Origin of the sequence: Pseudomonas gingeri (genome assembly GCF_013385635.1) — a bacterium.
In the GTDB taxonomy this organism is placed as follows: Bacteria; Pseudomonadota; Gammaproteobacteria; order Pseudomonadales; family Pseudomonadaceae; genus Aquipseudomonas; species Aquipseudomonas gingeri_A.
On record NZ_JACAPR010000001.1, the window covers coordinates 267512 to 292676 of the forward strand.

Consider the following 25165-nt stretch of genomic DNA (forward strand, 5'->3'; position numbering starts at 1 on the left):
GAGGACAACAAGAATGATTATTTACGGTGTGGCGCTGTTGGCGATCTGTACGCTGGCAGGGGTGATTCTGGGTGACATGCTGGGCGTGTTGCTGGGGGTGAAATCCAATGTCGGCGGGGTCGGGATCGCGATGATCCTGCTGATCTGCGCGCGGCTGTGGATGCACAAGCGCGGCGGCATGACCAGGGACTGCGAGATGGGCGTGGGTTTCTGGGGCGCCATGTACATTCCGGTGGTGGTCGCCATGGCCGCCAACCAGAACGTGGTCACGGCGCTGCACGGCGGGCCGGTGGCGGTGTTGGCGGCGATCGGTTCGGTGGTGCTCTGCGGTTGCACCATTGCCCTGATCAGCCGGACCCACAAGGGCGAGCCGCTGCCGGATGAACCGGCGGATATCGTGCCGGCCGCTCCTGTCGCGGGAGGTCGCTGATATGTGGGATCTCATCGAGAAGGGCCTGGAACACAATGGCTTGATCACCGCGTTTGCCTTTGTCGGCGTGGTGATGTGGGTGTCGGTGGTGCTGTCCAAGCGCCTGACCTTTGGCCGGATCCACGGCTCGGCGATTGCCATCGTGATCGGCCTGGTGCTGGCCTGGGTCGGCGGTACGCTGACCGGCGGGCAGAAAGGCCTGGCGGATCTGACGCTGTTCTCCGGCATTGGTCTGATGGGCGGGGCGATGCTGCGGGACTTCGCCATCGTTGCCACGGCCTTTGAAGTGCAGGCCACCGAGGCCAGGAAGGCCGGGTTGATCGGTGCGCTGGCGCTGCTGCTGGGCACGGTGCTGCCGTTTATCGTCGGGGCGAGCATGGCCTGGGCCTTCGGTTATCGCGATGCGGTGAGCATGACCACCATCGGTGCCGGGGCGGTGACCTATATCGTCGGGCCGGTGACCGGTGCGGCGATTGGCGCGAGTTCCGATGTGGTGGCGCTGTCGATCGCGACGGGGTTGATCAAGGCGATCATGGTGATGGTCGGCACGCCGGTGGCGGCGCGCTGGATGGGTCTCGACAACCCGCGCTCGGCGATGGTCTTCGGTGGCCTGGCCGGTACGGTCAGTGGCGTGACCGCAGGCCTGGCGGCGACGGATCGGCGGCTGGTGCCCTATGGCGCGCTGACGGCGACCTTCCACACCGGGCTGGGCTGCCTGCTCGGGCCTTCGGTGCTGTTCTTCATCGTGCGCGGCCTGGTGGGCTGAGCCGTCAATTCAACCTGTTGGCATACATGCGGCATTCCGCGAGGAGTGCCAGCAGGTTGGGATCACGCTCCTTGGCCTTGAGAAACACCACGCCGATATGCTGTTGCAGGTGATAACGCGCCTGCAGCGGGATCAGCTTCACCCGGTTCTCGTACACCGCGGCGATCCGCCCCGGCAGCAGGGCGTAACCGACGCCGGAGCTGACCATGCTCAGCAGGGTGAAGATATCGTTGACCTGCATCGCCACCTTCGGCTCGAACCCCGCCTGCTCGAATACCCGATTGCCGTCGCGGTGGGTGGCGAAGCCCTGGGTCAGGGTGATGAAGGTCATGTCCTTCAGGTCGGCCAGGTCGACCTCGTCCTGCTGGGCGAAGGGCGAGTCGGCGGGTGTCGCGAGGAAAATATCGTCGGCGAACAGCGGCAGGTGCTCGCAGTCCGGATCGTTGGTGGTGTCGTCCAGCGACACCAGGATCGCGTCCACTTCCATGTTCTTGAGCTTGTACAGCAGGTCGAAGTTCGAGCCCAGGATCAGGTCGATATTCAGCTCGCTGCGGCGGATCTTCAGGCCCATGATCAGTTGCGGTACGGTTTTCACCGTCAGCGAATAGAGCGAGCCGAGCTTGAAGCGTTCGGCGGAGAACCCGGCGGCCTCCCGGGTCATGCGCACGCTTTCGACCACGTCCTGGATCAGCTTCTGCGCGCGTTCTTCCAGCACATAGGCGCTCTCCAGCGGTGTCAGGTTGCGCCCCTCATGCTTGAACAACGGGCAACGCAGGGCGCTTTCCAGGGAGTGGATGGCCCGGTGCACGCTGACGTTGCTGGTCTGCAACTCGGCCGCCGCCCGCGCCAGGTTGCCGGTGCGCATGAAGGCCAGGAACACTTCCAGCTTTTTCAGGGTCAGCTCTTCGTCGATCAGCATGGCGCGGGCTCTTTTTCGAATGCCTCGATTGTGCCCAAGTCCCGGGGTTTTGGCTGGAGCTTTTTCAGAACCAGTTGGCTCCCAGGGTACTGCTCAGCAAGCCAAGGGCGACGCCGGCGATGATCAGCCAGATGGCATTGACCCGGCTGAAATACACCACGGCGGCGCTGACCAGTGTCAGCAGCAGGCTCAAGGTGCTGGTTTCCATGCTGCGGATCAGGATGTAGCTGGCGGCGAGGATCAGCCCCACCGAGATCGGCAGCAGGGCGCGCTTGATCCGCTGCACCCACGCTGTCCCGGTGTGTTTTTCCAGCCAGCCGGCACCGAACCAGGTCAGCATCGAGCACGGCAGCAGCTTGGCCGCCAGGGCGACCATGGCCCCGGGCAGGCCGGCCGCCTGCTGGCCGATAAACACCAGGAACATGCCGTTGGGCCCGGGCAATGCCTGGGACAGGGCGAAGAAGGCGACGAACTGGGCGTCGCTGATCCAGTTCATCTGGGTCACGGTGTAGCGGTGGATGTCGCCCAGGGCCACGGTGTTGCCGCCGATGGCCATCAACGACCAGAGCGCGCATTGGATCATCAGGTGGAACAGTACGGTCTGCATGGCTCAGGCTCGCTTGTCGACAAAACGCAGGGCAATCGACAGCGGGATGCAGATCAGCAGGACGCTCCACAACGGCAGCACCAGCACGCCCATCAGGATAAAGGTCAGGCCGAAGGCGCAGTAGTTGGCGAGGTTGCGCGGCATCGCCTTGAGCAGGCGCAGGGTGCTGCCGAGCATCAGCCCGGTGGCGATCGGCATGATGGCGCCGAACACCTGTTGCACCGCGTCGTTGCTCCACCAGCGGGCATAGGCAAAGCCCGCGAGCACGGTGATGATCGAGGGGAACAGATAGAGCCCGAGCAGCGCCACGCAGGCCCCCGGCAGGCCCTGCTGGCGCCGGCCATAGATGATGCTGACGTTGCCGATATTCGGTCCCGGGAAAAACTGGCCGGTGGTCAGCAGTTCGTTGAAGCCCTGTTCGTCGACCCAGCGTCGCCGGTCGACCATCATCTGCCGGGCCCAGGGCATCACGCCGCCGAAACCGAACAGGCCGACCATGGCGAAGTTGTAGAAGAGTTGCCAGAGGTTGGGCGAAGGGGCGAGGGCGGTGGTGGGCGCCGTGGCGGACATCGATGGGCTCCTTGGAACAGGTGGGGGCCGTTGCGGGTTTGGCAGTGGGCCATCAGTAAAACCGGTTCGGGCCCGGCACACCAGATACCCGTGGAGAAATTGCCGGTCGCCGGGCATTGCATTCCGCGCCGCGAGGCGTGAGCCTAGTGGGCGATGTCCTGATCAACGGAGGTAGGCGGCAGATGTATCACGGGGAACGATTCAACGCCTGGACCCACCTGGTGGGGGCGGTGCTGGCGTGCATCGGCGCAATCTGGCTGCTGGTGATGGCGAGCCTGGATGGCAGCCCGTGGAAGATTGTCAGCGTGGCGATCTACGGTGTCACGCTGCTGGCCTTGTACAGTGTGTCGACGGTTTATCACAGTGTGCGCGGGCGGGCGAAGGTGATCATGCAGAAGGTCGATCACTTGTCGATCTATCTGTTGATTGCCGGCAGTTACACGCCGTTCTGCCTGGTGACCCTGCGCGGCCCTTGGGGCTGGACCCTGTTCGGTATCGTCTGGGGGCTGGCGGTGATCGGCATGTTGCAGGAGATCAAGCCGCGCTCCGAGGCGCGGGTCCTGTCGATCGTGATCTATGCGGTGATGGGCTGGATCGTGCTGGTGGCCATCAAGCCCTTGCTGGCGGCGTTGGGCATGGCCGGTTTTATCTGGCTGGCCACGGGCGGCGCGCTGTATACGCTGGGGATCATCTTTTTTGCCCTGGATCACCGGCTGCGCCATTCCCATGGGATCTGGCACCTGTTCGTGATCGCCGGCAGTGTCCTGCATTTCGTGGCGATCTCGTGGTTTGTGATCTGACTTCAAGGTCGAGCACAGATCCCTGTGGGAGCCGGCTTGCCGGCGATGGCGGCCGCCCGGGCGATGCAGGGCTCAGGGGCCTCATCGCCGGCAAGCCGGCTCCTACAGGTTTTGCGGTGTCTGTCAGAAATCGCCCCACAGCTGTTGGGCCACGGCCAGGGCCACCACCGGCGCGGTTTCGGTGCGCAGGACCCGCGGGCCGAGGCGCGCCGGCAGGTAGCCGGCCTTTGCCGCCTGCTCGACTTCGCTGTCGGACAGGCCACCTTCCGGACCGATCAGAAACGCCAGGGTGCCCGGTTTCGGGTGGCTGGTCAGCGGTTCGGCCACCGGGTGCAGGACCAGTTTCAGGTCGGCTTCGGTCTGTTTCAGCCACTCGCCCAGCAACAGTGGCGGATGGATCACCGGCAGCGTGGAGCGACCGCACTGTTCACAGGCGCTGATCGCGATCTGCCGCCAGTGGGCCAGGCGCTTGTCGGCGCGTTCATCCTTGAGGCGCACTTCGCAACGCTCGCTGACGATCGGGGTGATGGCGTTGACGCCCAGTTCGGTGGCCTTCTGGATCGCCCAGTCCATCCGCTCGCCACGGGACAGGCCCTGACCGAGATGGATGTGCAGCGACGAATCGGCTTGGCCGACGAAGCTTTCGTGCAGTTGGATGCGCACGCGCTTCTTGCCGACTTCCAGCAGGGTGCCGAGGAATTCGCTGCCCGAGCCGTCGAACACTTGCAGCGCGTCGCCTTCGCTCATGCGCAGCACGCGGCCGATGTAGTGCGCCTGGGCCTCCGGCAGTTCGTGTTCGCCGAGGCTCAGGGGAGTGTCGATAAAGAAGCGGGACAGGCGCATGGTGAGTCTCTGAATAACTGAATGATGTTTTGTCTGGGAGGGGCTTTCGCGGGCAAGCCCGCTCCCACAGTGTTCGTGCCTGGCCAAGCGTCCGTGGCACGACCTCGGACCCGTGGGAGCGGGCTTGCCCGCGAAGGCGTCATGGCCGGCCCCGCTGACGTCAAGGCAACACCTTAGCCCGGGTCACGAAAATCCGGATGGAAGTTGGCCGGTACCGCCACGCTGACAGTGCTGCGAGTGGCGATGTCGATGCCTTCGCTGGCGACTTCGGCGAGGAAGTCGATCTGTTCCGGGGTGATCACATAGGGCGGCAGGAAATACACCACGCTGCCCAGGGGACGCAGCAGGGCGCCGCGTTCCAGCGCGTGCTGGAAGACCTTCAGGCCACGGCGCTCCTGCCACGGATAGGCGGTCTTGCTCGCCTTGTCCTGGACCATCTCGATGGCCAGGGCCATGCCGGTCTGCCGTACTTCGGCCACATGGGTATGGTCCGCCAGGTGTGCGGTGGCACTGCCCATGCGCCGGGCCAGGGCCTTGTTGTTCTCGATGACGTTGTCCTGCTCGAAGATATCCAGGGTCGCCAGGGCCGCCGCGCAGGCCAGGGGATTGCCGGTGTAGCTGTGGGAGTGGAGGAACGCGCGCAGGGTCGGGTAGTCGTCGTAGAAGGCGCTGTACACCTCTTCGGTGGTCAGGCAGGCCGCCAGCGGCAGGTAGCCGCCGGTCAGGGCTTTCGACAGGCACAGGAAATCCGGGCGGATGCCGGCCTGTTCGCAGGCGAACATGGTTCCGGTACGGCCGAAGCCCACGGCGATTTCATCGTGGATCAGGTGCACGCCGTAGCGGTCGCAGGCCTCGCGCAGCAGCTTGAGGTAGACCGGATGGTACATGCGCATGCCACCGGCGCCCTGGATCAGCGGCTCGACGATCACGGCGGCGACGCTGTCGTGATTTTCCGCGAGGGTCTGTTCCATGACCAGGAACATATTGCGCGAATGCTCCTCCCAGCTCATGCCTTCCGGACGCAGGTAGCAATCCGGGCTCGGCACCTTGATGGTGTCCAGCAGCAGCGCCTTGTAGGTCTCGGTGAACAACGGCACATCGCCCACCGACATCGCCGCCACGGTCTCGCCGTGATAGCTGTTGGTCAGGGTGACATAGCGCTTCTTTTCCGGCCGGCCGCGGTTGAGCCAGTAGTGAAAGCTCATCTTCAATGCGACTTCGATGCAGGACGAACCGTTGTCGGCGTAGAAGCAGCGGGTCAGGCCTTCGGGCGTCATCTTCACCAGGCGCTCGGACAACTCGATCACCGGCTGGTGGCTGAAGCCGGCGAGGATCACGTGCTCCAGTTGATCGACCTGGTCCTTGATGCGCTGGTTGATCCGCGGGTTGCAGTGGCCGAACACGTTGACCCACCACGAGCTCACGGCGTCGAGATAGCGTTTGCCGTCGAAGTCTTCCAGCCAGACGCCTTCACCGCGTCTGATCGGGATCAGCGGCAGCAGTTCGTGATCTTTCATCTGGGTGCAGGGGTGCCACACGACCTCGAGGTCGCGTTTCATCCACTGGTTGTTCAGGCTCATTTCCACTCTCCCACGGGCGGCTCGCGACAGGCGCGGGCAAACAATCCGCAAGCCTATGCAATGCGTGGCCGCGGGACAACCCATTGGGGCATTTACCCGACCCGGAATCCATCGGTGAGGCCATCCTGTGGGGGACAGGAGTGATTTCTGCGATTGTGGCCTTGGCGGTTCGAATAAAACCGCTTCCCGGGCTGTTCTATCTAAGCGACGACCTTAATATTTTCTTAACCCGCTCGTCTCAGACTCATGATCGTATTTCTCGATATTTCAAAGCGAAATTTTCCGCTTTAATTCGATAGGTAAACCATTAGTCTTGGACGCAATACTTACAGGATCCGGCCATGCAGCTACGTAATTCATCTTCTCGCTACGGTGCAGTCAGCATGTTCCTGCACTGGGGTGTGGCGCTGGTGGTCTTCGGTCTGTTTGCGCTGGGCTTGTGGATGGTCGGTCTCGACTACTACAGCGAATGGCGCAAGTCTGCTCCGGACCTGCATAAAAGTATCGGCTTGACCCTGTTCGCGGTGATGGTTCTGCGGCTGCTCTGGCGCTTTGTCAGCCCGCCGCCGCCGGCACCGTCCAATCATGGCCGCCTGACCCGCGTTGCCGCCAAGCTCGGCCATGGCTTTCTCTATCTCGGCCTGTTCGCCCTGATGTTTTCCGGGTACCTGATTTCCACCGCAGAAGGTGTCGGGATTCCGGTGTTCAACCTGTTCGACGTACCTGCCTGGATTTCCAGCATCCCCGACCAGGCGGATGTAGCGGGCACGGTGCACCTGTACCTGGCCTGGACGGTGGTGATCTTTGCCGTGCTCCATGGTCTGGCAGCCCTCAAGCACCATTTTATCGACCGTGATGCGACGCTGACCCGCATGCTGGGTCGCAAAGCCTGATGTTCAACCTCGACTCAAAAGGAATAGAAGTATGTTGAAAAAGACTCTCGCCGCTCTGGCAATCGGTACCGCTCTTCTGTCTGCCGGTCAGGCGATGGCCGCTGAGTACACGATCGACAAGGAAGGCCAGCACGCCTTCGTTGACTGGAAAATCAGCCACCTGGGCTACAGCTTCGTACACGGTACCTTCAAGGACTGGAGCGGCAAGTTCAGCTTCGACGCCAAGACCCCTGAAGCGAGCAAGATCGAAGTCGAACTGAAAACCGCCAGCGTGTTCTCCAACCACGCCGAACGTGACAAGCACATCTCCAGCAAAGATTTCCTGGACGTGGCCAAGTACCCGGAAGCCAAGTTCGTCTCCACCGCGGTCAAGTCCACCGGCGAGAAAACAGCTGACGTGACCGGTGACCTGACCCTGCACGGCGTGACCAAGCCGGTCACCTTCAAGGCCACGTTCAACGGCGAAGGCAAGGATCCATGGGGCGGTTACCGTGCCGGCTTCAATGGCACCACTACCCTCAACCTGAACGATTTCGGCATCAAGGGCCCAGGTCCGACTTCCCAGACCCTGGACCTGGATATCTCGTTTGAAGGTGTGCAGGCGAAATAACGTGTAGGTGTTTCGGCTCTTTGCACCAAACAAAAAAACGCCCCCGGCTCTCATGAACCGGGGGCGTTTTTTATCGCTGTTGAAAACTCAGCGATTGCGCGTCAGCAGCGCCGGTTTCTCGCCGCGAGGGCGGTTCGGCAACTGATCCAGCTGCTCAGGTGTCAGCGAGCGATCACTCTTCGATTCCTTGTGAATGATCTTCGGTGCCGGACCGCGCGGGTTCTGCACGGCCGGTTCTTCACGTGGTTGATCATCACGGGACGGGCGACGGTTGCGCGACTCTTCGCGACGGGCCTGGCCGTCACGTGGCGCACCATTGCGTGGACCGTTGCGCTTGGCCGGCGGGGTGCCAGTGGTTGCGCCATTGCTGTTGCGCGGACCGTTCTGGCGACCTTGTGGCTGGCCTGTACGCCCGGCGCCTGCGCCCGCACCCTGTGCCGGAGCGCCAGGACGACGACCACGACCCTGGGCCGGCTTGGCCTGGGGCACGTAGTCGACGCGGTTACCGAAGTTATCCACATCGTCGTCGAGGAACTCGTCCGGAGCGCGATCCGCGGCTGGGCGAGGCACTGGACGTTGCTGTTCGCGAGGCGTGCCTTCACGGGGTTTCTGCTCGCGGGCCGGGCGCTCACCACGACCGTTGGCGTTGGCGGCCGGTTTTTCCTTGCCGCCCTTGTCCTTGCCCTTGTCTTTACGACCGCCACCACCGCCGCCGCCATTCGGACCGTCGCCGCGCGGACCACGTGGGTTGCGCGGATTACGTACATCCGGACGCTCGCGGACTTCCGGTTTCTCGGCTTCCACGGCACTGGCATCAAAGCCCATCAGGTCGCCGTCGGCGATTTTCTGCTTGGTCATGCGCTCGATGCTTTTCAGCAGTTTTTCTTCATCCGGCGCAACCAGGGAGATCGCCTCGCCCGAACGGCCGGCACGGCCGGTACGGCCGATACGGTGCACGTAGTCTTCATCGACGTTCGGCAGTTCGAAGTTGACCACGTGAGGCAACTGGTCGATATCGAGGCCGCGGGCGGCGATATCGGTGGCGACCAGGATCCGCACGTCACCGGCCTTGAAGTCGGCCAGGGCTTTGGTGCGGGCGTTCTGGCTCTTGTTACCGTGGATCGCGACAGCGCTCAGGCCGTGTTTGTCCAGGTACTCGGCCAGGCGGTTGGCGCCGTGCTTGGTACGGGTGAACACCAGGACCTGTTCCCAGGCGCCGGCGGTGATCAGGTGCGCCAGCAGCGAACGCTTGTGGCTGGCCGCCAGGCGGAACACGCGTTGTTCGATACGCTCGACCGTGGTGTTCGGCGGCGTGACTTCGATGCGCTCCGGGTTGTGCAGCAGCTTGCCGGCCAGGTCGGTGATGTCCTTGGAGAAGGTCGCCGAGAACAGCAGGTTCTGCCGTTTGGCCGGCAACCGCGCCAGGACCTTCTTCACGTCATGGACAAAGCCCATGTCGAGCATGCGGTCGGCTTCGTCCAGCACGAGGATTTCCACGTGGGACAGGTCGACGCTGCCTTGGCCGCACAGGTCGAGCAAACGACCCGGGCAGGCCACCAGTACGTCAACGCCACGGGACATGGCCTGGACCTGCGGGTTCATGCCGACACCGCCGAAGATGCAGGCGCTGACGAATTTCAGGTCGCGAGCGTAGACCTTGAAGCTCTCGTGTACCTGGGCGGCCAGTTCGCGGGTTGGGGTCAGGACCAGCACGCGGGGTTGGCGCGGGCCGTGACGTTGGGACTTGTCCGGGTGACCGTTGGGGAACAACCGCTCCAGAATCGGGAGGGCGAAGCCGCCGGTTTTACCCGTACCTGTCTGTGCCGCGACCATCAGGTCGCGACCTTGCAACACGGCGGGAATGGCCCGCTGTTGCACCGGAGTAGGCTCGGTATAGCCCGCTGCCTCGATGGCGCGGACTAAAGCCTCGGAGAGACCGAGGGAAGCAAAGGACATGAGTAATCCTGTTCAGTTAGGGCAAAGCCCGATGGGAATCTTGCCTGGCGCGAATGGCGCTTGGGGGCTGGACGAGAGCGGCCGGCGTATCGCACGGCGATGTTTCGTTCAGTCCTGGAGGACGCAATCCCGTCCGGTCCTGCTGGATCTTGAGGCTCTACGCACGGCGCGCGCGGGCCATTGGGCGGCGCTGGTCACAGTGTCGGAATACCTGATGCAAGGTCGAGCGTCCGGGCGTAAGCCTGGCGGGAACGCCGGAGTATAACAGAGCAATCGCTGCGTGCCGCTTTCCTGCTGCTCAACGGTTTATTGCTTTTGCTTTCCCGGAGCGGCGAGCAGGGTCGTTCCGCCATAGCGGGCAACGAGTTCGGCGTAGGCCGGTTCCTGCTTGAAACGCTTGAGTTCGGCGTTGAAGCGCTGCACCAGCAGGTCCATGCCGGCGTTGCGGCGCAGGGCCAGGTACTGGCTGCCCTGGCGGATCACCGTCGGGTACTGGCCAATCCGTTCTTGCAGGTGCAGTTCCTCGAGCATGCGCTGGCCGACGCGGCGGTCGGTGATCAGCAAGTCGATGCGTCCCAGGTCCAGCTTGCCGAAGTTGGCTTCATGGGTGGGCGCGGGTTCGCGCTTGAACTGGGGCGAGTCGCTGAACTGTGCGCCATAGAAATACCCCGGAGAGGTGCCGACGGTCAGCCCCTTGAGGTCATCGAGGGTGCTGAAGGGGTGCGGGCGGGCCTTGGCATAGAAGAGCACGAACTGCACTTCGGAGAGGGGCTCTTCGGGATACAGCAGCGTCGCGTCGCGCTCACTGTTGTGAAAGATGTCCAGGGCACCGTCGGCCTGGCCCTGTTCGAGCATTGCCAGGCAGCGCTTCCATGGCAGGAACTGCCACTCCACTTCAATGCCCAGGCGCTGGAAGACGATCGCCGTGGTTTCGTAATCGAGCCCCACCGCCCGACCGTTCTCTTCGTAGACGTAGGGCGCCCAGGGTTCGGTGACAATACGCAGCTTTTCGCCTCGAGCCGCAAAGCTCAGGCAAGCAAAGAGAACGGCTGTCAGAAGCTGGGCAATGACTGGCATCGTTGGAGATTACGACGAGAACCCGGGCAATAGCTAGATCGTAAAGGCTCTGGCTCAAGGTTTTGCCTATAAAAAAGGTCCTGGCTTGCGCGAGGACCTTTGTCGCTGTCTCTGCTGGAAATCAGCGCGGCAGCTTCAGGTTGTTCCAGATCGCCAGGCTCGGCTCGGCCTGGTTCAGGGTATAGAAGTGCAACCCCGGGGCGCCGCCTTGCAGCAGACGTTCGCACATTTCGCTGATCACCTGCTCACCGAACGCCTGGATGCTCTGGCTGTCATCGCCGTAGGCTTCCAGTTGCTTGCGGATCCAGCGTGGGATTTCCGCGCCGCAGGCGTCGGAGAAACGCGCCAGCTTGCTGTAGTTGGTGATCGGCATGATGCCCGGCACGATCGGGATGTTCACACCCATCGCCCGTACCCGCTCGACGAAGTAGAAGTAGCTGTCGGCGTTGAAGAAGTACTGGGTGATCGCGCTGTCGGCACCGGCATTGGCCTTGCGCACGAAGTGCTGGATGTCATCTTCGAAATTGCGCGCCTGCGGGTGCATTTCCGGGTAGGCGGCGACTTCGATATGGAAGTGCGCGCCGGTCTCTTCACGGATGAAGCTGACCAGATCATTGGCGTGACGCAGCTCGCCGCTGGCCATGCCCATGCCGGACGGCAGGTCGCCACGCAGGGCGACGATGCGCTGGATGCCGGCGCTCTTGTACTGTTCCAGCAGGCCACGCAGATCGGCTTTGCTGTCGCCGACGCAGGACAGATGCGGTGCGGCGGGAATCTTTACTTCGCTCTCGAGCTGCAGCACGGTGTTGATCGTGCGGTCGCGGGTCGAGCCGCCGGCACCGTAGGTGCAGGAGAAGAAGTCGGGATTGTAGCTGGCCAGCTGACGGGCAGTGGCAAGCAGTTTTTCATGCCCAGCGTCGGTCTTGGTCGGAAAGAACTCGAAGCTGTAGCGACGATCTTGGGACATGGTAATACCTATGGAAGCTCAGGATACCGGTGCAGAAGCTGATTTGCCCGCGATGCAGGCACCTTGGTCGTTCAGCAATACCGAGGCGATGCTATCGCCGGCAAGCCAGCTCCCACAAAAGCCTGCCCTCACCGGGAGAGCAGGCAACCAGGCCGATCAGTAGCGATAGGCGTGCGGCTTGAACGGACCTTCGACAGTCACGCCGATGTAGTCGGCCTGGGTCTTGGTCAGTTGGGTGACCACGCCGCCGAAGCCGCGAACCATTTCCAGGGCCACTTCTTCGTCGAGTTTCTTCGGCAGTACTTCAACGGTCAGGCGCTCGGCTTTCTGGGCTGGCGACAGGTTGGCGTACTTCTGGCCGAACAGGAAGATCTGGGCCAGGACCTGGTTGGCGAACGAACCGTCCATGATACGGCTCGGGTGACCGGTGGCGTTGCCCAGGTTCACCAGGCGGCCTTCGGCCAGCAGGATCAGGTAGTCATCGTTCTGCGGATCGAAATCGCCGTGGCCGGTGCGGTGGATCTTGTGCACCTGTGGCTTCACTTCTTCCCATGCCCAGTTCTTGCGCATGAAAGCGGTGTCGATTTCGTTGTCGAAGTGACCGATGTTGCAGACAACGGCGCGCTTCTTCAGGGCCTTGAGCATGTTCGCATCGCAGACGTTGACGTTACCGGTGGTGGTCACGATCAGGTCGATCTTGCCCAGCAGGGCCTTGTCGATGCTGGCCTCGGTGCCGTTGTTGATACCGTCGATGAACGGCGAAACCAGTTCGAAACCGTCCATGCAGGCTTGCATGGCGCAGATCGGATCGACTTCGGAAACCTTGACGATCATGCCTTCCTGACGCAGGGACTGGGCCGAACCCTTGCCCACGTCACCGTAGCCGATGACCAGCGCTTGCTTGCCGGACAGCAGGTGGTCGGTACCGCGCTTGATGGCATCGTTCAGGCTGTGACGGCAGCCGTACTTGTTGTCGTTCTTGCTCTTGGTCACCGAGTCGTTGACGTTGATGGCCGGGATCTTCAGCTCGCCCTTGGCCAGCATGTCCAGCAGGCGGTGTACGCCAGTGGTGGTTTCTTCGGTGACGCCGTGGACTTTTTCCAGGACGGCCGGGTATTTCTTGTGCAGCAGCTCGGTCAGGTCGCCGCCGTCGTCGAGGATCATGTTGGCATCCCAAGGCGCGCCGTCCTTCAGGATGGTCTGCTCCAGGCACCACTCGTACTCCTGCTCGGTTTCACCTTTCCAGGCGAAAACCGGGATACCGGCGGCGGCGATGGCGGCAGCGGCCTGGTCCTGAGTCGAGAAAATGTTGCAGGACGACCAGCGAACTTCGGCACCCAGGGCTACCAGGGTTTCGATCAGCACGGCGGTCTGGATGGTCATGTGGATGCAGCCGAGGATCTTGGCACCCTTGAGCGGTTGCTCGGTCAGGTACTTGCGACGCAGCCCCATCAGGGCCGGCATTTCCGATTCGGCGATGATGGTTTCACGACGGCCCCAGGCAGCCAGGGACATGTCGGCGACTTTATAGTCGGTGAAATCTGCAGGCGTGTTGACAGCGCTCATAGAGAGCCTCCATTCGTAGTATGCGAATGGGCGCCGTTGTGCGTTTAGTGTCCGTGCAGGTGAACCTGATCGAACAACGCCCCATCCGAGCCTGACAGGTCGAACCTGCTGCAGCGCCCCTCGGACAGGTGGCGGGAAAACGGTATCAAGAGAAGATGACCGTTTGAAACGGCGGTGATTATAGCGGGCCGGGACCGACTTCCCAAGGGTTTCTGTCGGTTCGATGAAGATTGCCCATGATGACCATAGCCCGGCGCTCATAGAGCTTGACCGTGCGGTCTGCCATGATAGGTGGCATCAATGGCAAGACGGTCAGGAGAACACATGAATTTCCACACCCGCAAATGGGTCAAACCCGAAGACCTCAACCCCAATGGCACCCTGTTCGGCGGCAGCCTGCTGCGCTGGATCGACGAGGAAGCGGCGATCTATGCCATCGTCCAGCTGGGCAACCAGCGTGTGGTGACCAAGTACATCTCCGAGATCAATTTTGTCAGCGCCTCGCGCCAGGGCGACATCATCGAGCTGGGGATCACCGCAACCGAATTCGGCCGCACCTCCATCACCCTGACCTGTGAAGTGCGCAACAAGATCACCCGCAAAAGCATCCTCACCGTGGAAAAGATGGTCTTCGTCAACCTCGGTGAAGACGGCCTGCCGGCTCCTCACGGACGCACCGAGATCCGCTACGTGAAAGACCAGTTCAAGGATGACGGGGCCGACGAGAACTGATCGACGGGCGTACTGAACAGCCCTGACCCCTGAGTGTCGTAATGACATACGCCTCGGGTTCGGGAGTTTCATGGACACGCACAAAGACGGCAAGACTCCGGACCTGTCCCCTGAAGAACGGCAGGATGTCACGCGCAACCAGCCGCCCCGGGCCGCCGTGCTGCACGAGATCATCCGTCTCCAGGGGGACCAGGAACTGGAGCGCAGTGTCGCCGCGCTCTGGTGGTCGGCACTGGCCGCCGGCCTGACCATGGGCCTGTCGCTGATGGCGATGGGGCTGCTCAACTCCCGGCTGCCGGAGGGCGAGGCCTTCAAGGTGATCGCCAGCTTCGGCTACTGCGCGGGGTTTCTCGCGGTCATCCTGGCCCGCCAGCAGTTGTTCACCGAAAACACCCTGACCGCCGTGCTGCCGGTCATGAGCAAGCCGACCCTCGGCAATTTCGGCCGGCTGTTGCGGCTATGGGGCGTGGTGCTGCTGGGCAACCTCTGCGGCACCCTGCTGGTGGCGTATGTGATGCTGCATCTGCCGATCTTCGACAGCAAGACCGACCTGGCCTTTCTGGATATCGGGCGCAAGGTGATGGAAAACCAGCCGCCGCAGATGTTTGCCAAGGGCATCGTCTCCGGCTGGATGATCGCCACCATGGTCTGGATGATCCCCTCCATGGAGAGCGCCAAGATGTGGATCATTATCCTGATCACCTACCTGATGGCGCTGGGGGACTTCACCCATATCGTCGTCGGCTCGGCCGAGGTGTCTTACCTGGTGTTTGCCGGAGAACTGTCCTGGGGCGAATTCTGGCTGCACTTCGCCGGGCCGACGCTGGGCGGCAATATCATTGGCGGCAGTTTTATCTTCGCCTTGATCAGCCATGCGCAGATTCGCAGCGAGAGCGGGTTGCCCAAGGGCCAGGTCGCGCGCACGCCTAGCCGGAAACCCCGACCGCCTGGCTCCGACGGCGCTGCAGGCAAATAAACAGCAATGCCGCCAGCAGGGTGACGCAACCGCTCAGGGCTCCGGTCCATGGCAGGTCCGCCAGGTCGATCCCGCTGCCGACCACCAGTCCGCCGATCCACGCCCCGCTGGCATTGCCCAGGTTGAAGGCGCTCTGATTGAGGGTCGAACCGAGGTTCGGTGCTTCGTGGGCCTGGTCGATGATCAGCAGTTGCAGGATCGGGCACAGGGCAAAGGCGAAGATCCCCCACAGGACCAAGGTGATCGCCGCCGGAATCAGCGAGCGGCTGGTCTGGCTGAATGCCGCGAGCACCAGCACCACTGCCAGGGCCATGCCCACCAGCGACGGCAACAGGCGGCTGTCGGCCAGGCGCCCGCCGAGCATGCTGCCCGCCGTCAGGCCGACGCCGAACAGCAGCAACATGATCGTCACGCCGTGGGGGCTGACGCCGGTGACGTCCTGCAGGATCGGCGCAATATAGGTGAAAACGCTGAACAGGCTGGTGGACGCCAGCACGCTCATGGCCAGCGCCAGCAACACGTTGGTCTTGCCCAGCACGCGGAACTCGCTGGCGAGGTTGGCCTTGTCCATGGCGATATGTTTCGGCAGCCAGATCCACTGGGCGATGGCCGCAATCACACCGATCACCGACACCGCCCAGAACGTCGAGCGCCAGCCGGCGTATTGCCCCAGCGCCGTGCCCAGCGGGACACCCAGGACGTTGGCCAGGGTCAGCCCGGTGAACATCATCGCAATCGCCTGGGCCCGCTTGTTGGGTGCGACCAGCCCGGCCGCCACCACCGAGCCGATGCCAAAGAATGCCCCGTGGCACAACGCGGTGACCACCCGTGCCGCCATCAGCGTGGCGTAGTTCGGTGCCAGCGCGCAGAGCACGTTGCCCAGGATGAACATCATGGTCATGCCCAGCAGCGTGGCCTTGCGCGGCATGTTGGCGGTGCCGATGGCGAGGATCGGTGCACCGAAGACCACGCCCAGGGCATAGCCGGTGATCAGCAGGCCGGCGTGGGGGATACTGACGGCGAGGTCGCGGGCGACATCGGGCAGCAGGCCCATGATGACGAACTCGGTGGTGCCGATGCCGAAGGCGGCTACGGCGAGGGCAAGCAAGGCAAGTGGCATGCGCTTTGATCTCGAATCTGGGCAGTGGGTTCGGGCATGCGCATGCCACTGTCCGGGCCGTGACCGATCAGGCAGAAGCGAATAGTTATTGGAATGGGTAATTGCGCATTGAGTGCGGCGTGGTGGCTTTAGTATAAACAGCTGTTGAAATATGGCGAATCAATTCTCTTCATTCGAACAAGGAGCATGCCGTGCTGGCGACGGCTCTGGTGCTGGTCGCGGCAGTCCTGCATGCGGCATGGAATACCCTGATCAAGTTCAGTGGCGAGCGCCTGTTGGTGGTGGCCTGCATGGACAGCGTGGCGCTGCTGTTCGTCCTGCTGCTGCTGGGATTTGTCACCCTGCCACCGACTGAGATCTGGCCCTGGATCATCGCCTCGGCCCTGTTCGAACTGCTGTATCGCTACTTGCTGATCCAGGCGTATCGGGTCGGAGACCTGGGCCTGGTCTATCCGCTGATGCGCGGACTGTCACCCCTGGTGGTACTGGGCTTGACCCTGGTGTTTGCCGGTGAAGCCCTGACCACGCAGCAGGTCCTGGGCATCCTGTTGATTCCCTGCGGCATGCTCTGCCTGCTCTGGCAGGGCGGCGGCGGTGAGCGCCTGCCCTGGTCGATATTGCCGGTGGTGCTGCTGATCGGCCTGTGCATCGGCTGTTACACCTTTATCGATGGCCAGGCGTTGCGACGCTGGTCGCACCCGCTGGATTACCTGGTGTGGATGAGCCTGCTCAGTGCCTGGCCCTATCCGCTGCTGGCGCTGACCCGTCGTCGCGTCGCCTTTGCCCGGTTCTGGCGCGAGCAATGGCGCCTGGGCCTGGGCGTCGGTTTCTGTGTGTTGTTCAGTTATGCGCTAGTGTTGTGGGCGATGCGGTTGGGCTCGATTGCCGAGGCGGCGGCCTTGCGCGAAATCAGTGTGATCCTGGTGGTGCTGTTCGGCATGCGCTATCTGAAGGAACCGTTCGGCCGGCCCCGACTCCTGGCCTGCGGGCTGGTGTTGGCCGGCATGCTCATCATGAAAATCCAATAGGAAGGACTGTGTTATGACCCCAGCGTTCTGGTGTGTATTGATCGCGATTTTCCTGCCGTACCTGTGCACCGGTATCGCCAAGTTCAGCGGCGGCAAGTTCGGCCCCCGGCAGAACCATGATCCACGGAGTTTCCTGGATACCCTCGAAGGTTTTGCCCGGCGGGCGAACGCGGCGCAGTTGAACAGTTTCGAAGTGACCCCGGCTTTTGCCGCGGCGGTGATCATTGCGCATATCGCCGGCAATGCCTCGCTGGTGACGATCAATGTGCTGGCGGTGCTGTTTATCACCAGCCGCCTGCTGTACATCATCTGCTACCTGGCGGACTGGGCGGCGCTGCGCTCGCTGGTGTGGTTTGTCGGGATGGCGCTGATTGCGAGCTTCTTTTTCGTCTCTATCTAAGATGGGCGGCCTTCGGGTCATGTGGCGTCTGTTCAATCGTTATCGCCGGCAAGCCGGCTCCTACACGGGTTTGTGGCGTACGCAAAATCTGTGAGCGACGCTGTACTGTAGGAGCCGGCTTGCCGGCGATGGCGTCCGTACAGGCGCCACAACAATCAGCTGCCGATATCCGCCGTCTTGGGCAACGCCATGCCTTTAGGCCACAGCATCCAGATATTGCCCTTCTGCTTCATGTCCCCGGCCAGTTGCCCGGCGGCGTCACCGGTGCCCCAGAACAGATCGGCGCGCACTTCACCGGCAATTGCCCCGCCCGTATCCTGGGCGGCCACCGGACGGACCAGGGCGCTGCCATCCGGCCTGGTGGTCGACAGCCACAGCAGGCTGCCCAGCGGAATCACCTTGCGATCCACCGCCACGCTGTAGCCGGCGGTCAGCGGCACGTTCAGCGAGCCGCGCGGGCCCTCGTTGCTGTCCGGGTTGCGGGCAAAGAACACATAGCTCGGGTTGCTGCCCAGCAGCTCCGGGATGCGGGTCGGATGCGCCTTGGCCCAGGCACTGATGCTGCCCATGGTGACGTCTTCCTTCTTCAGTTCGCCCTGTTCCACCAGCCAGCGACCGATGGCGCGATAGGGATAGCCGTTCTGGTCGGCGTAACCGATCCGCAGTTGCCGGCCGTCATCCAGGCGGATCCGCCCCGAGCCCTGGATCTGCAGGAACTGCAGGTCCATCGGATCGGTCAGCCAGGCCAGCACCGGTGCCTTGACACCCTGGGTGGCGATCAGCGCGGCGTCGTCATAGGGCTTGATGAACCGGCCTTCCAGGCGTCCGCGCAGACGCTTGCCCTTCAGTTCAGGGTAGAGGCTTTCCAGTTGGACGATGATCAGGTCGTCGGGCACGCCATAGACCGGCACTGTGGCTTGGGCGGTGCGGGTCAGGCTGCCGGGATAGACCGGTTCGTAGTAACCGGTGATGAGTCCATCGGCACTGTTTTCGGCGGAACGCAGCCCGTAGACCTCGAGGTTCTGCTGGAGGAAGGCGCGAACGGCGGTGGGTGTATTCGGTACATTGGCAGCAGCGGCGCAGGTCGCCGCCCAGTTGGCATCGTTCTTCAGCCGGGTACAGGCGCTGCGCCATGAGGCAAAACCGGCCTGCAGGTCGGTATCGGAAACATTCGGCAAGGCTTTCCAGTCCGCCTTGACGTAGGTGGTCACCGGTACAGGGGGCTGGTGGTCCTTGCCATTGCAGCCGGCGAGCAGGGCCAGGGCAAAAATGCCCCAACCAAGACGTTTGAAAGTGGTGTTCATCAACAAGCGTATTCCTTGAGTCGCTACCCGTTCAGTCTCTGTTCAGGTAGTCCATTCAATTAGTAAGGGTATTGGCCCTTGGGCCTATTGGTCTTTGATGTCGAGGCGAGGATACTGGCCGCCGTCTCCCGTGACCTGAAATCATCATGACTCTTAAAAGACTTTCCGTTGTAGTACTGGCCTGCCTGACCCTCGCTGCCTGTGGCGGCATTGACCCGAACTCGCCCCTGGGCCAGCGCAAGGCCATTTTCAAGCAGATGCTCAAGACCAGCGAAGACCTGGGTGGCATGCTGCGCGGCCGTATCCCATTCGACGGTCCGCGGTTTGCCGAAGGCGCGAGCAAGCTTGACGGTCTGTCCCATGAGCCGTGGCAGCATTTCCCGCAGGTCAAGGAAACCGAGCATACCAGTGCCAAGGCCGATGTCTGGCAGAAGCAGGCGCGGTTCCAGAAGCAGGCGCGGTTCCAGGAGCTGGCGCGTTCGCTGGAAGGGGCCACCGGCCAACTGGTGATCGCCAGCCAGCTCCAGCCCTACCAGGCGAGCGTCCTCAGGCCGGCGGTAGAGAAAGTCGAAGATGCCTGTGATGCCTGTCACAAGGAGTTTCGCGATCACTGATCGGTAACAGGTGCTGCCGGCTGCACAGGCTGGCGGCGAATCACTTGTCCAACTCATCCAGCGCGTCCTGCAATTCCTTGCGGGACTCGGCCAGCTTGTCCTTGCGCTTGTTGATCTTGTCCGGATCGCCTTTTTTCATCGCCTTGTCGAGGTCGGCCTGACGCTGGCTGACTTCATGCCTGGCGTCGAGCACCTTGTTCTCCCGTTCCTTTTTCAGCGAGGCATCGGTGCAGTGGGTGGTCACTTCGTCCAGGGCTTTTTCCAGGCCGGCCTGCTGGTCGCTGTTGCCCTGGGCCCTGGCGATTTCGAGCTGGCTGCTGATCGCCTGGCGCTTGGCGGCGCAGCCGGTCAGTTCGGGTTGTTCTTCGGCGGCCAGGAGCGGGGCGGCCATGACGCTGCACAAGGTGAAAAGAGCCAGCGGTGAGAGAAATTTCATGAAAAGCTCCGTGTTGAAAAAATACTGAAAATGACAATGAATGAATAAAGCCAATCCGCCTTTATGACCGATCCGGATTAGCGGGCAATTATGTCCTCAAAATCCATCGACCCCGGCGGTACGTAATGATTCAGCCAGCGCCACTACCTGCGGGTCGCGGAAGAAAGCGCGCAGTTGCGCGGCCCGCCCGGGTCCGATCCCCGGTTCCGCCTGCCAGTCCTCGGCGGTGCGACTGGCCAGGACGTGCCAGGGGCCGGCCAGCCTGACGCCGGTGGTCGCCGGCAAACCCAGCGCCTTTAGCCAGCGCTCGAAGGGTCGTTGCCGCGCCACTTGTACCGTGTCGAGCCATTGTCGGCTGCGGCTCGGGCCGAATCCGGCAATGTTAGCAAGCTCCCGGGCATCGAGGGTCAGCCAATCGAGCAGGTGCTGCAAACGGCCCGCCTGAATCAGATTTTCCCAGGTACCGCGAGCCAGGTGGGGTAGTTCCAGGCCCTGTTTGCCGCTCAGCCAGATCAGGCGGGCGAGGAATTGGCTTTCGCAGCCGGGGCTGTTTTGCCAGCAACTCGATGCATGGAAATCATCCGGGTCGGGGACATCGAGGGGGTCTCGCTCGACGCTGCGCCAGGCCACGCCTTCCAGACGCGGAATGGTCAGGCCCGCCAGGCTGATGGTCACCTGATCGCCGGGGCGAATATCCAGTGCCTGCCAGCGTTGCAGGGAGCCGACGCTGATTCGCCTGATTTGCCGATCATCCAGCTGCACGGGGATCAGTTCGAGCATCGGCGTGATGCGTCCGGTGCGGCCGACCTTGAAACTGACCTTGCGCACGTGGGCCAGTGCCTGGGCATGCGGGTATTTCCAGGCGACGCTCCAATGGGGCGCGCGGGCTTGCCAGCGCCGCGCGTCCGGTCGCTGGCCCTGGCGCAGCACCACGCCATCGCTGGCAAAGGGCAACGGTTGGCGAAACCAGTGCTCGCGCCAATCCCGGGCCTCGGTAAAACGGCTGATCGGTTGGCTATAGGTTGCGCTGTCGCTGAAACCGAGGGCGCTCAGGCCGCGCAGGCGTTCGGGCTGGGCGGTTGGTCCGTCGGGCCAGTCCCAGACGAACAGGCCGATGCCTTTGGCCTCATCGGCCTGGAGCTGGTGCCGTGCCATCAGTCCCGCGACCTTGCCACGGGCATTCAGGCTGCCGTCCCTGGCCTGTACATGGTCAACCAGGCGCCAGTACAACTCGCCTTGCAGCACCAGGTCCAGGGGTTGCGGTAGCTGCGACGGGATGGCGGCGATCCTGCGCGCACTCTCGGTCCAGTCCTGGCCCTTGAGTCCATCGCCACGGCTGATGGCCTGGTGCAGGCGGCCCTGTCGATACACCAGGGTCACGGCCACGCCGTCGACCTTGGGTTGAATCCACAGGTCCAGGCGGCCCCGCATCCACTCCCGGACCCTGTTGTCGTCCGGCAGCTTGTCCAGTCCGGTATGGGCGATCGGGTGGGCAACGGTTCCACGGGCCTTGAACAGTGGGTTGTCAGCCTGCCCGGGCGGCAGGGCAAAGCATTTGCGCCATTGCCCCAGGGTCTGGCGGGATTGATCGTAGAGTTCGTCGGCGACTGGCGAAATGCCCTGGCGATGGTACAGCTCGTCCCAGCGCGCCAGTTGTTGTTGCAGGGCATCGACTTCGTGCCGGGCGCGCTCCGGCGGCCAGTCCGGGCATTGATCGGCATGGGTGTTGAAACACCCGACAAAAAGCATGAAAGCAAAAAAGGCACGCATGCCAGAGCATCCTTGCTCGACTTAAAAACACAGCCTAGATCAGTCCGGGCATGAAAAAGCCCCGCCGCAGGCGAGGCTTTCTTACCGCGTGTGTCGCCTTACTTGAACAGGCCGCCCAGTGCCTTGATACCGGCATCAACGGCCTGGGCCTTGGGGTCTTGGGCGGTTGCCGGGGTTGCGGCGACCGGCTGTGGCGCCGACGCTACCTGGCCATTGGCTTGCGTGCAGTTCTTGGAAGCGTGGTCCATGGCCAGTTGCAGGCCGCTGGTCTTGAGGCTGTCACCCTTGGCCTTAGCGGTATTGATCTGCGTCTGCAGGTCCTGGATCTGCTTGTTGCAGCCGCCGGAGCTGGCGCTGGTGCCTGCTGCTGGCGTTGCGGCGGTGCCGGTCAGTTGCGATGCCAGGTCGCCAAGCGCGCTCAGGTCGGCGGCTTGCACTGGCAGGGTGAACAGACCCAGGAGCATCGCGGCAGGCGCGAAAAGGGAAGTACGCATGGCAAACCTCAATGTTCGATTGCCGACGCGCAAGGGGCTCTCGAACAGGCGTCGTGCAATATCCAAGTAGGAAAAAAGGTTCGAGAGCGCGAAATATTAGGAAACATGATCGGCTCGTGCAAGATTTTGCACTCATGAAAAAGCCCTCCAGGGCGAGCCATGGAGGGCTTTTGTGACGCAGGCGACATTACAGGCCGGCAGCAGCTCGCAGAGCGTCTACACGGTCGGTCTTTTCCCAGGTGAAGGTGGTGAAGGTGTCGTTGCCGACAGTCTTCTGCTCCGGGGTGCGACCGAAGTGGCCGTAGGCCGCGGTTTCCTGGTACATCGGGTGCAGCAGGTCGAGCATGGTAGTGATGGCGTATGGACGCAGGTCGAAGATCTCGCGGACCAGCTTGATGATCTTGTCATCGCTGATCTTGCCGGTACCGAAGGTGTTCAACGAAATCGAGGTCGGTTGAGCGACGCCGATAGCGTAGGAGACCTGGATTTCGCAGCGGTCGGCGAGGCCGGCGGCGACGATGTTCTTGGCCACGTAGCGACCGGCGTAGGCCGCGGAACGGTCAACCTTCGATGGATCCTTGCCGGAGAATGCGCCGCCGCCGTGACGGGCCATGCCGCCGTAGCTGTCGACGATGATCTTGCGACCGGTCAGGCCGCAGTCGCCTACCGGGCCACCGATGATGAAGTTGCCGGTCGGGTTGATATGGAACTGGGTGTCCTTGGTCAGCAGTTCGGCGGGGATGACGTGCTTGACGATCAGCTCCATCACGCCTTCGCGCAGATCGCTGTAGGAGACTTCAGGGTTGTGCTGGGTCGACAGGACGATAGCGTCGACACCGACCACCTTGCCACCTTCGTAACGGCATGTCACTTGCGACTTGGCGTCCGGGCGCAGCCAAGGCAGCAGACCGGATTTACGGGCTTCGGCCTGGCGCTGCACCAGTTGGTGCGAGAACGCGATCGGCGCGGGCATCAGTTCCGCGGTTTCGTTGCTGGCGTAGCCGAACATCAGGCCCTGGTCACCGGCGCCCTGGTCTTCCGGCTTGCTGCGGTCAACGCCCTGGGCGATGTCCACGGATTGCTTGCCGATAATGTTCATCACGCCGCAGGTCGCGCCGTCGAAACCGACGTCGGAGCTGTTGTAGCCGATGTCGAGGATCACGTTACGCACGATGTCTTCGAGGTCGACCCAGGCCGAAGTGGTCACTTCGCCGGCGATGATGGCGACACCGGTTTTTACCAGGGTTTCGCACGCGACGCGGGCGAACTTGTCTTCGGCGATGATGGCGTCCAGCACCGCGTCGGAGATCTGGTCGGCGATTTTGTCCGGGTGCCCTTCAGACACGGACTCGGAGGTGAAAACGGAATATTCGCTCATATCGATGGTTTTCCTGAGTTTACCGATGTTGAGTGGCACCAGTCGGTCGCTGAAAGTGGCGAACCTGGATCTGGAAACCATTACGTAAGCCTACATAGAGGCTGTCTCCGGGCATGAGCCCTGCAGCAGTGGCCCAACGGGCCAGATCTTCCTGTTCAAACCCCAACCACAGATCACCGCAGGCCTCCCTGGCCCAACTCTGGTTGTGGCTACACAACTCTGTCACCAGCAGACTGCCGCCGGGTTGCAGCAAGGCGGCCATTTGCTTGAGGGCTTCGGCCGGAGCGGCGAAATGGTGCAGGACCATGTTCAGGACCACGCAGTCGGCCTGGATACTGTCGTCCAGCAATGCATCGGCCAGTTGCAGGCTGACATTAGCCAGTGATTCGCGTTCGCATAGCTGGCGGGCCAGTTCGAGCATCGCCGGGCTGTTGTCCAGTGCCGTGACCTGCTGGAAACGCCGCGCCAGGTCCGGCAGGAAGCCACCGTCGCCGGGGCCGACTTCCAGTGCCGTGGCGGCAGGCCCGAAGCTGAGCTTGTCGAGCAGCGCCAGGATGCTTTCGCGGTATTGCGGCAAGCCGGCGATCAGGTCCTGCTGGGCGCGAAACTTTTCCGCGACCCGTGAGAAGAAGTCCTGGCTGGCGGCCGCGCGTTGCCCGTGTACCAGAGCGATACGGGCCTGCACTTCGACGGGCAGTTCGAGGCTGTCGACTTCATCGAGCAGGGCGGCATGCAGCCTGCCGCCGGGCAATTCGGTGTGGGGCAGGGCGCGGCGGTAGAAAATCGCATTGCCTTCACGGCGGGTGGCCACCAGGTCGGCCTGGGCCAGGACCTTCAGATGGTGGCTCATGCCGGACTGGCCGATGGCGAAAATCTGCGCCAGCTCCAGTACCCCGAACGAATCGTTGGCCAGCGCCCGCAATACAGTGAGCCGCAACGGGTCGCCGCCGGCCTTGCACAGGGCGGACAGTTCTTCGCAGTCATCATGACGCAGGGCAGGTACACGTAGATTCATAAGGCCAGCAGTCTAGTGAGCGTCGCAGCGCCTCGCAAGAGCAATATCAAAAAGTTTTGATATTGCACGATAAATGGCACTTTCCCGTCCGCGTTTGTCTCTACAGACGAAGCGCGGAAAGGTTTCATCAGCGCAATGCGCAACTATCGGCAGGAAAAACGTGGTCGAGCGACTATCTGTCATTGCCCCTTGGCGGTCCCTGAGGGAAAATGCTCGCCTTTTTTCCATTTCGTTTTATTTACTTTCAATTCAATATCTCCAGGAGATCAGCGATGCCCAGCCGTCGTGAGCGTGCCAACGCCATTCGTGCCCTC

Annotated in this window: 26 protein-coding genes and 1 riboswitch; of the genes, 10 read left to right on the forward strand and 16 right to left on the reverse strand. The window is 62.5% G+C overall.

Annotated elements, in window-relative coordinates; translation table 11 throughout:
* Nucleotides 1-13: 13 nt before the first annotated feature.
* Together madL and madM are read left to right on the forward strand one after the other, a co-directional pair.
* Nucleotides 14-430, forward strand: coding sequence for a malonate transporter subunit MadL (madL, locus tag HX851_RS01275; protein WP_177056022.1), 417 nt, complete (start codon nt 14-16; stop codon nt 428-430).
* Between the two features lies 1 nt (nt 431).
* Nucleotides 432-1196 (forward strand): malonate transporter subunit MadM, encoded by a 765-nt coding sequence (madM, locus tag HX851_RS01280; protein WP_177056024.1) that lies wholly within the window; start codon nt 432-434, stop codon nt 1194-1196.
* A 4-nt stretch (nt 1197-1200) separates the two neighbouring features.
* On the opposite strand, the gene HX851_RS01285 is transcribed toward madM, so the two are convergent.
* From HX851_RS01285 to HX851_RS01295, 3 genes are all read right to left on the reverse strand, one after another.
* Nucleotides 1201-2115 (reverse strand): LysR family transcriptional regulator, encoded by a 915-nt coding sequence (locus tag HX851_RS01285; protein WP_177056026.1) that lies wholly within the window; start codon nt 2113-2115, stop codon nt 1201-1203.
* Between the two features lie 64 nt (nt 2116-2179).
* On the reverse strand, nt 2180-2722 hold the full coding sequence (locus HX851_RS01290; protein ID WP_177064656.1) for a chromate transporter: 543 nt from the start codon (nt 2720-2722) through the stop codon (nt 2180-2182).
* 3 nt (nt 2723-2725) lie between these two features.
* On the reverse strand, nt 2726-3292 hold the full coding sequence (locus HX851_RS01295) for a chromate transporter (protein WP_177056030.1): 567 nt from the start codon (nt 3290-3292) through the stop codon (nt 2726-2728).
* A gap of 182 nt (nt 3293-3474) precedes the next feature.
* Between HX851_RS01295 and trhA the strand changes: the two genes are divergently transcribed.
* Nucleotides 3475-4092, forward strand: coding sequence for a PAQR family membrane homeostasis protein TrhA (gene trhA / locus HX851_RS01300; RefSeq protein ID WP_177056032.1), 618 nt, complete (start codon nt 3475-3477; stop codon nt 4090-4092).
* A gap of 123 nt (nt 4093-4215) precedes the next feature.
* On the opposite strand, the gene HX851_RS01305 is transcribed toward trhA, so the two are convergent.
* Entirely contained in the window at nt 4216-4935 is a 720-nt protein-coding gene (locus HX851_RS01305; protein WP_177056034.1) for a 16S rRNA (uracil(1498)-N(3))-methyltransferase, read from the reverse strand.
* A gap of 173 nt (nt 4936-5108) precedes the next feature.
* Complete coding sequence (locus HX851_RS01310) at nt 5109-6515, reverse strand: adenosylmethionine--8-amino-7-oxononanoate transaminase (protein ID WP_177056036.1); 1407 nt, start codon at nt 6513-6515, stop codon at nt 5109-5111.
* 341 nt (nt 6516-6856) lie between these two features.
* Between HX851_RS01310 and HX851_RS01315 the strand changes: the two genes are divergently transcribed.
* Both HX851_RS01315 and HX851_RS01320 read left to right on the forward strand, forming a co-directional pair.
* Nucleotides 6857-7408, forward strand: coding sequence for a cytochrome b (locus tag HX851_RS01315; protein WP_177056038.1), 552 nt, complete (start codon nt 6857-6859; stop codon nt 7406-7408).
* A gap of 31 nt (nt 7409-7439) precedes the next feature.
* Nucleotides 7440-8018, forward strand: coding sequence for a YceI family protein (locus HX851_RS01320; RefSeq protein WP_177056040.1), 579 nt, complete (start codon nt 7440-7442; stop codon nt 8016-8018).
* An 87-nt stretch (nt 8019-8105) separates the two neighbouring features.
* On the opposite strand, the gene rhlE2 is transcribed toward HX851_RS01320, so the two are convergent.
* The 4 genes from rhlE2 to ahcY form a co-directional block, all read right to left on the reverse strand.
* A complete protein-coding gene (rhlE2, locus tag HX851_RS01325; protein WP_177056042.1) occupies nt 8106-9974 on the reverse strand; it encodes an RNA helicase RhlE2 in 1869 nt (622 codons plus the stop codon).
* 306 nt (nt 9975-10280) lie between these two features.
* Nucleotides 10281-11051 (reverse strand): substrate-binding periplasmic protein, encoded by a 771-nt coding sequence (locus HX851_RS01330; RefSeq protein ID WP_177056045.1) that lies wholly within the window; start codon nt 11049-11051, stop codon nt 10281-10283.
* Nucleotides 11052-11172: 121 nt separating this feature from the next.
* Nucleotides 11173-12018: a methylenetetrahydrofolate reductase [NAD(P)H] gene (gene metF, locus HX851_RS01335; protein WP_177056047.1), complete on the reverse strand. Its 846-nt coding sequence runs from the start codon at nt 12016-12018 to the stop codon at nt 11173-11175.
* A gap of 156 nt (nt 12019-12174) precedes the next feature.
* On the reverse strand, nt 12175-13584 hold the full coding sequence (ahcY, locus tag HX851_RS01340) for an adenosylhomocysteinase (protein ID WP_177056049.1): 1410 nt from the start codon (nt 13582-13584) through the stop codon (nt 12175-12177).
* A 21-nt stretch (nt 13585-13605) separates the two neighbouring features.
* A riboswitch (S-adenosyl-L-homocysteine riboswitch) is annotated at nt 13606-13712 on the reverse strand.
* Between the two features lie 196 nt (nt 13713-13908).
* Between ahcY and HX851_RS01345 the strand changes: the two genes are divergently transcribed.
* Both HX851_RS01345 and HX851_RS01350 read left to right on the forward strand, forming a co-directional pair.
* Entirely contained in the window at nt 13909-14316 is a 408-nt protein-coding gene (locus HX851_RS01345) for an acyl-CoA thioesterase (RefSeq protein ID WP_177056051.1), read from the forward strand.
* A 70-nt stretch (nt 14317-14386) separates the two neighbouring features.
* Nucleotides 14387-15292, forward strand: coding sequence for a formate/nitrite transporter family protein (locus tag HX851_RS01350; protein WP_177056053.1), 906 nt, complete (start codon nt 14387-14389; stop codon nt 15290-15292).
* On the opposite strand, the gene HX851_RS01355 is transcribed toward HX851_RS01350, so the two are convergent.
* The gene (locus HX851_RS01355; protein ID WP_177064658.1) at nt 15243-16412 is read right to left on the reverse strand and encodes an MFS transporter; all 1170 of its coding nucleotides are present in this window, start codon (nt 16410-16412) and stop codon (nt 15243-15245) included. The two genes, HX851_RS01350 and HX851_RS01355, sit on opposite strands and share 50 nt — an antisense overlap.
* 191 nt (nt 16413-16603) lie before the next feature.
* Between HX851_RS01355 and HX851_RS01360 the strand changes: the two genes are divergently transcribed.
* A complete protein-coding gene (locus tag HX851_RS01360) occupies nt 16604-17440 on the forward strand; it encodes an EamA family transporter (protein ID WP_177056056.1) in 837 nt (278 codons plus the stop codon).
* 13 nt (nt 17441-17453) lie between these two features.
* Complete coding sequence (locus HX851_RS01365; RefSeq protein ID WP_177056058.1) at nt 17454-17840, forward strand: MAPEG family protein; 387 nt, start codon at nt 17454-17456, stop codon at nt 17838-17840.
* A gap of 155 nt (nt 17841-17995) precedes the next feature.
* Here HX851_RS01365 and mltA read toward each other — a convergent pair whose 3' ends face one another.
* Entirely contained in the window at nt 17996-19144 is a 1149-nt protein-coding gene (mltA, locus tag HX851_RS01370) for a murein transglycosylase A (RefSeq protein WP_177056061.1), read from the reverse strand.
* A 146-nt stretch (nt 19145-19290) separates the two neighbouring features.
* Here mltA and HX851_RS01375 point away from each other — a divergent pair, with 146 nt between their 5' ends.
* A complete protein-coding gene (locus tag HX851_RS01375) occupies nt 19291-19758 on the forward strand; it encodes a c-type cytochrome (RefSeq protein WP_177064660.1) in 468 nt (155 codons plus the stop codon).
* A gap of 40 nt (nt 19759-19798) precedes the next feature.
* Here the strand turns inward: HX851_RS01375 and HX851_RS01380 are convergent, their stop codons facing one another.
* The 5 genes from HX851_RS01380 to HX851_RS01400 form a co-directional block, all read right to left on the reverse strand.
* Nucleotides 19799-20194 carry a DUF1090 domain-containing protein gene (locus HX851_RS01380; RefSeq protein ID WP_177064662.1) on the reverse strand — a complete coding sequence of 132 codons (396 nt, stop codon included), beginning with the start codon at nt 20192-20194 and terminating at the stop codon, nt 19799-19801.
* Nucleotides 20195-20290: 96 nt separating this feature from the next.
* Nucleotides 20291-21964 (reverse strand): NAD-dependent DNA ligase LigB, encoded by a 1674-nt coding sequence (ligB, locus tag HX851_RS01385; protein WP_177064664.1) that lies wholly within the window; start codon nt 21962-21964, stop codon nt 20291-20293.
* Nucleotides 21965-22062: 98 nt separating this feature from the next.
* Entirely contained in the window at nt 22063-22458 is a 396-nt protein-coding gene (locus tag HX851_RS01390; RefSeq protein WP_177064666.1) for a DUF1090 family protein, read from the reverse strand.
* Nucleotides 22459-22645: 187 nt separating this feature from the next.
* Nucleotides 22646-23836: a methionine adenosyltransferase gene (gene metK, locus HX851_RS01395; protein ID WP_177064667.1), complete on the reverse strand. Its 1191-nt coding sequence runs from the start codon at nt 23834-23836 to the stop codon at nt 22646-22648.
* A gap of 19 nt (nt 23837-23855) precedes the next feature.
* The gene (locus tag HX851_RS01400) at nt 23856-24851 is read right to left on the reverse strand and encodes an ArsR/SmtB family transcription factor (protein WP_177064669.1); all 996 of its coding nucleotides are present in this window, start codon (nt 24849-24851) and stop codon (nt 23856-23858) included.
* Nucleotides 24852-25165: the final 314 nt, after the last annotated feature.

What these genes read in the sequence shown, in the direction of transcription:
- madL (WP_177056022.1), top strand. Translation starts at nt 14, where the DNA reads ATGATTATTTACGGTGTGGCGCTGTTGGCGATCTGTACGCTGGCAGGG.
- madM (WP_177056024.1), top strand. Translation starts at nt 432, where the DNA reads ATGTGGGATCTCATCGAGAAGGGCCTGGAACACAATGGCTTGATCACC.
- HX851_RS01285 (WP_177056026.1), bottom strand. Translation starts at nt 2,115, where the DNA reads ATGCTGATCGACGAAGAGCTGACCCTGAAAAAGCTGGAAGTGTTCCTG.
- HX851_RS01290 (WP_177064656.1), bottom strand. Translation starts at nt 2,722, where the DNA reads ATGCAGACCGTACTGTTCCACCTGATGATCCAATGCGCGCTCTGGTCG.
- HX851_RS01295 (WP_177056030.1), bottom strand. Translation starts at nt 3,292, where the DNA reads ATGTCCGCCACGGCGCCCACCACCGCCCTCGCCCCTTCGCCCAACCTC.
- trhA (WP_177056032.1), top strand. Translation starts at nt 3,475, where the DNA reads ATGTATCACGGGGAACGATTCAACGCCTGGACCCACCTGGTGGGGGCG.
- HX851_RS01305 (WP_177056034.1), bottom strand. Translation starts at nt 4,935, where the DNA reads ATGCGCCTGTCCCGCTTCTTTATCGACACTCCCCTGAGCCTCGGCGAA.
- HX851_RS01310 (WP_177056036.1), bottom strand. Translation starts at nt 6,515, where the DNA reads ATGAGCCTGAACAACCAGTGGATGAAACGCGACCTCGAGGTCGTGTGG.
- HX851_RS01315 (WP_177056038.1), top strand. Translation starts at nt 6,857, where the DNA reads ATGCAGCTACGTAATTCATCTTCTCGCTACGGTGCAGTCAGCATGTTC.
- HX851_RS01320 (WP_177056040.1), top strand. Translation starts at nt 7,440, where the DNA reads ATGTTGAAAAAGACTCTCGCCGCTCTGGCAATCGGTACCGCTCTTCTG.
- rhlE2 (WP_177056042.1), bottom strand. Translation starts at nt 9,974, where the DNA reads ATGTCCTTTGCTTCCCTCGGTCTCTCCGAGGCTTTAGTCCGCGCCATC.
- HX851_RS01330 (WP_177056045.1), bottom strand. Translation starts at nt 11,051, where the DNA reads ATGCCAGTCATTGCCCAGCTTCTGACAGCCGTTCTCTTTGCTTGCCTG.
- metF (WP_177056047.1), bottom strand. Translation starts at nt 12,018, where the DNA reads ATGTCCCAAGATCGTCGCTACAGCTTCGAGTTCTTTCCGACCAAGACC.
- ahcY (WP_177056049.1), bottom strand. Translation starts at nt 13,584, where the DNA reads ATGAGCGCTGTCAACACGCCTGCAGATTTCACCGACTATAAAGTCGCC.
- HX851_RS01345 (WP_177056051.1), top strand. Translation starts at nt 13,909, where the DNA reads ATGAATTTCCACACCCGCAAATGGGTCAAACCCGAAGACCTCAACCCC.
- HX851_RS01350 (WP_177056053.1), top strand. Translation starts at nt 14,387, where the DNA reads ATGGACACGCACAAAGACGGCAAGACTCCGGACCTGTCCCCTGAAGAA.
- HX851_RS01355 (WP_177064658.1), bottom strand. Translation starts at nt 16,412, where the DNA reads ATGCCACTTGCCTTGCTTGCCCTCGCCGTAGCCGCCTTCGGCATCGGC.
- HX851_RS01365 (WP_177056058.1), top strand. Translation starts at nt 17,454, where the DNA reads ATGACCCCAGCGTTCTGGTGTGTATTGATCGCGATTTTCCTGCCGTAC.
- mltA (WP_177056061.1), bottom strand. Translation starts at nt 19,144, where the DNA reads ATGAACACCACTTTCAAACGTCTTGGTTGGGGCATTTTTGCCCTGGCC.
- HX851_RS01375 (WP_177064660.1), top strand. Translation starts at nt 19,291, where the DNA reads ATGACTCTTAAAAGACTTTCCGTTGTAGTACTGGCCTGCCTGACCCTC.
- HX851_RS01380 (WP_177064662.1), bottom strand. Translation starts at nt 20,194, where the DNA reads ATGAAATTTCTCTCACCGCTGGCTCTTTTCACCTTGTGCAGCGTCATG.
- ligB (WP_177064664.1), bottom strand. Translation starts at nt 21,964, where the DNA reads ATGCGTGCCTTTTTTGCTTTCATGCTTTTTGTCGGGTGTTTCAACACC.
- HX851_RS01390 (WP_177064666.1), bottom strand. Translation starts at nt 22,458, where the DNA reads ATGCGTACTTCCCTTTTCGCGCCTGCCGCGATGCTCCTGGGTCTGTTC.
- metK (WP_177064667.1), bottom strand. Translation starts at nt 23,836, where the DNA reads ATGAGCGAATATTCCGTTTTCACCTCCGAGTCCGTGTCTGAAGGGCAC.
- HX851_RS01400 (WP_177064669.1), bottom strand. Translation starts at nt 24,851, where the DNA reads ATGAATCTACGTGTACCTGCCCTGCGTCATGATGACTGCGAAGAACTG.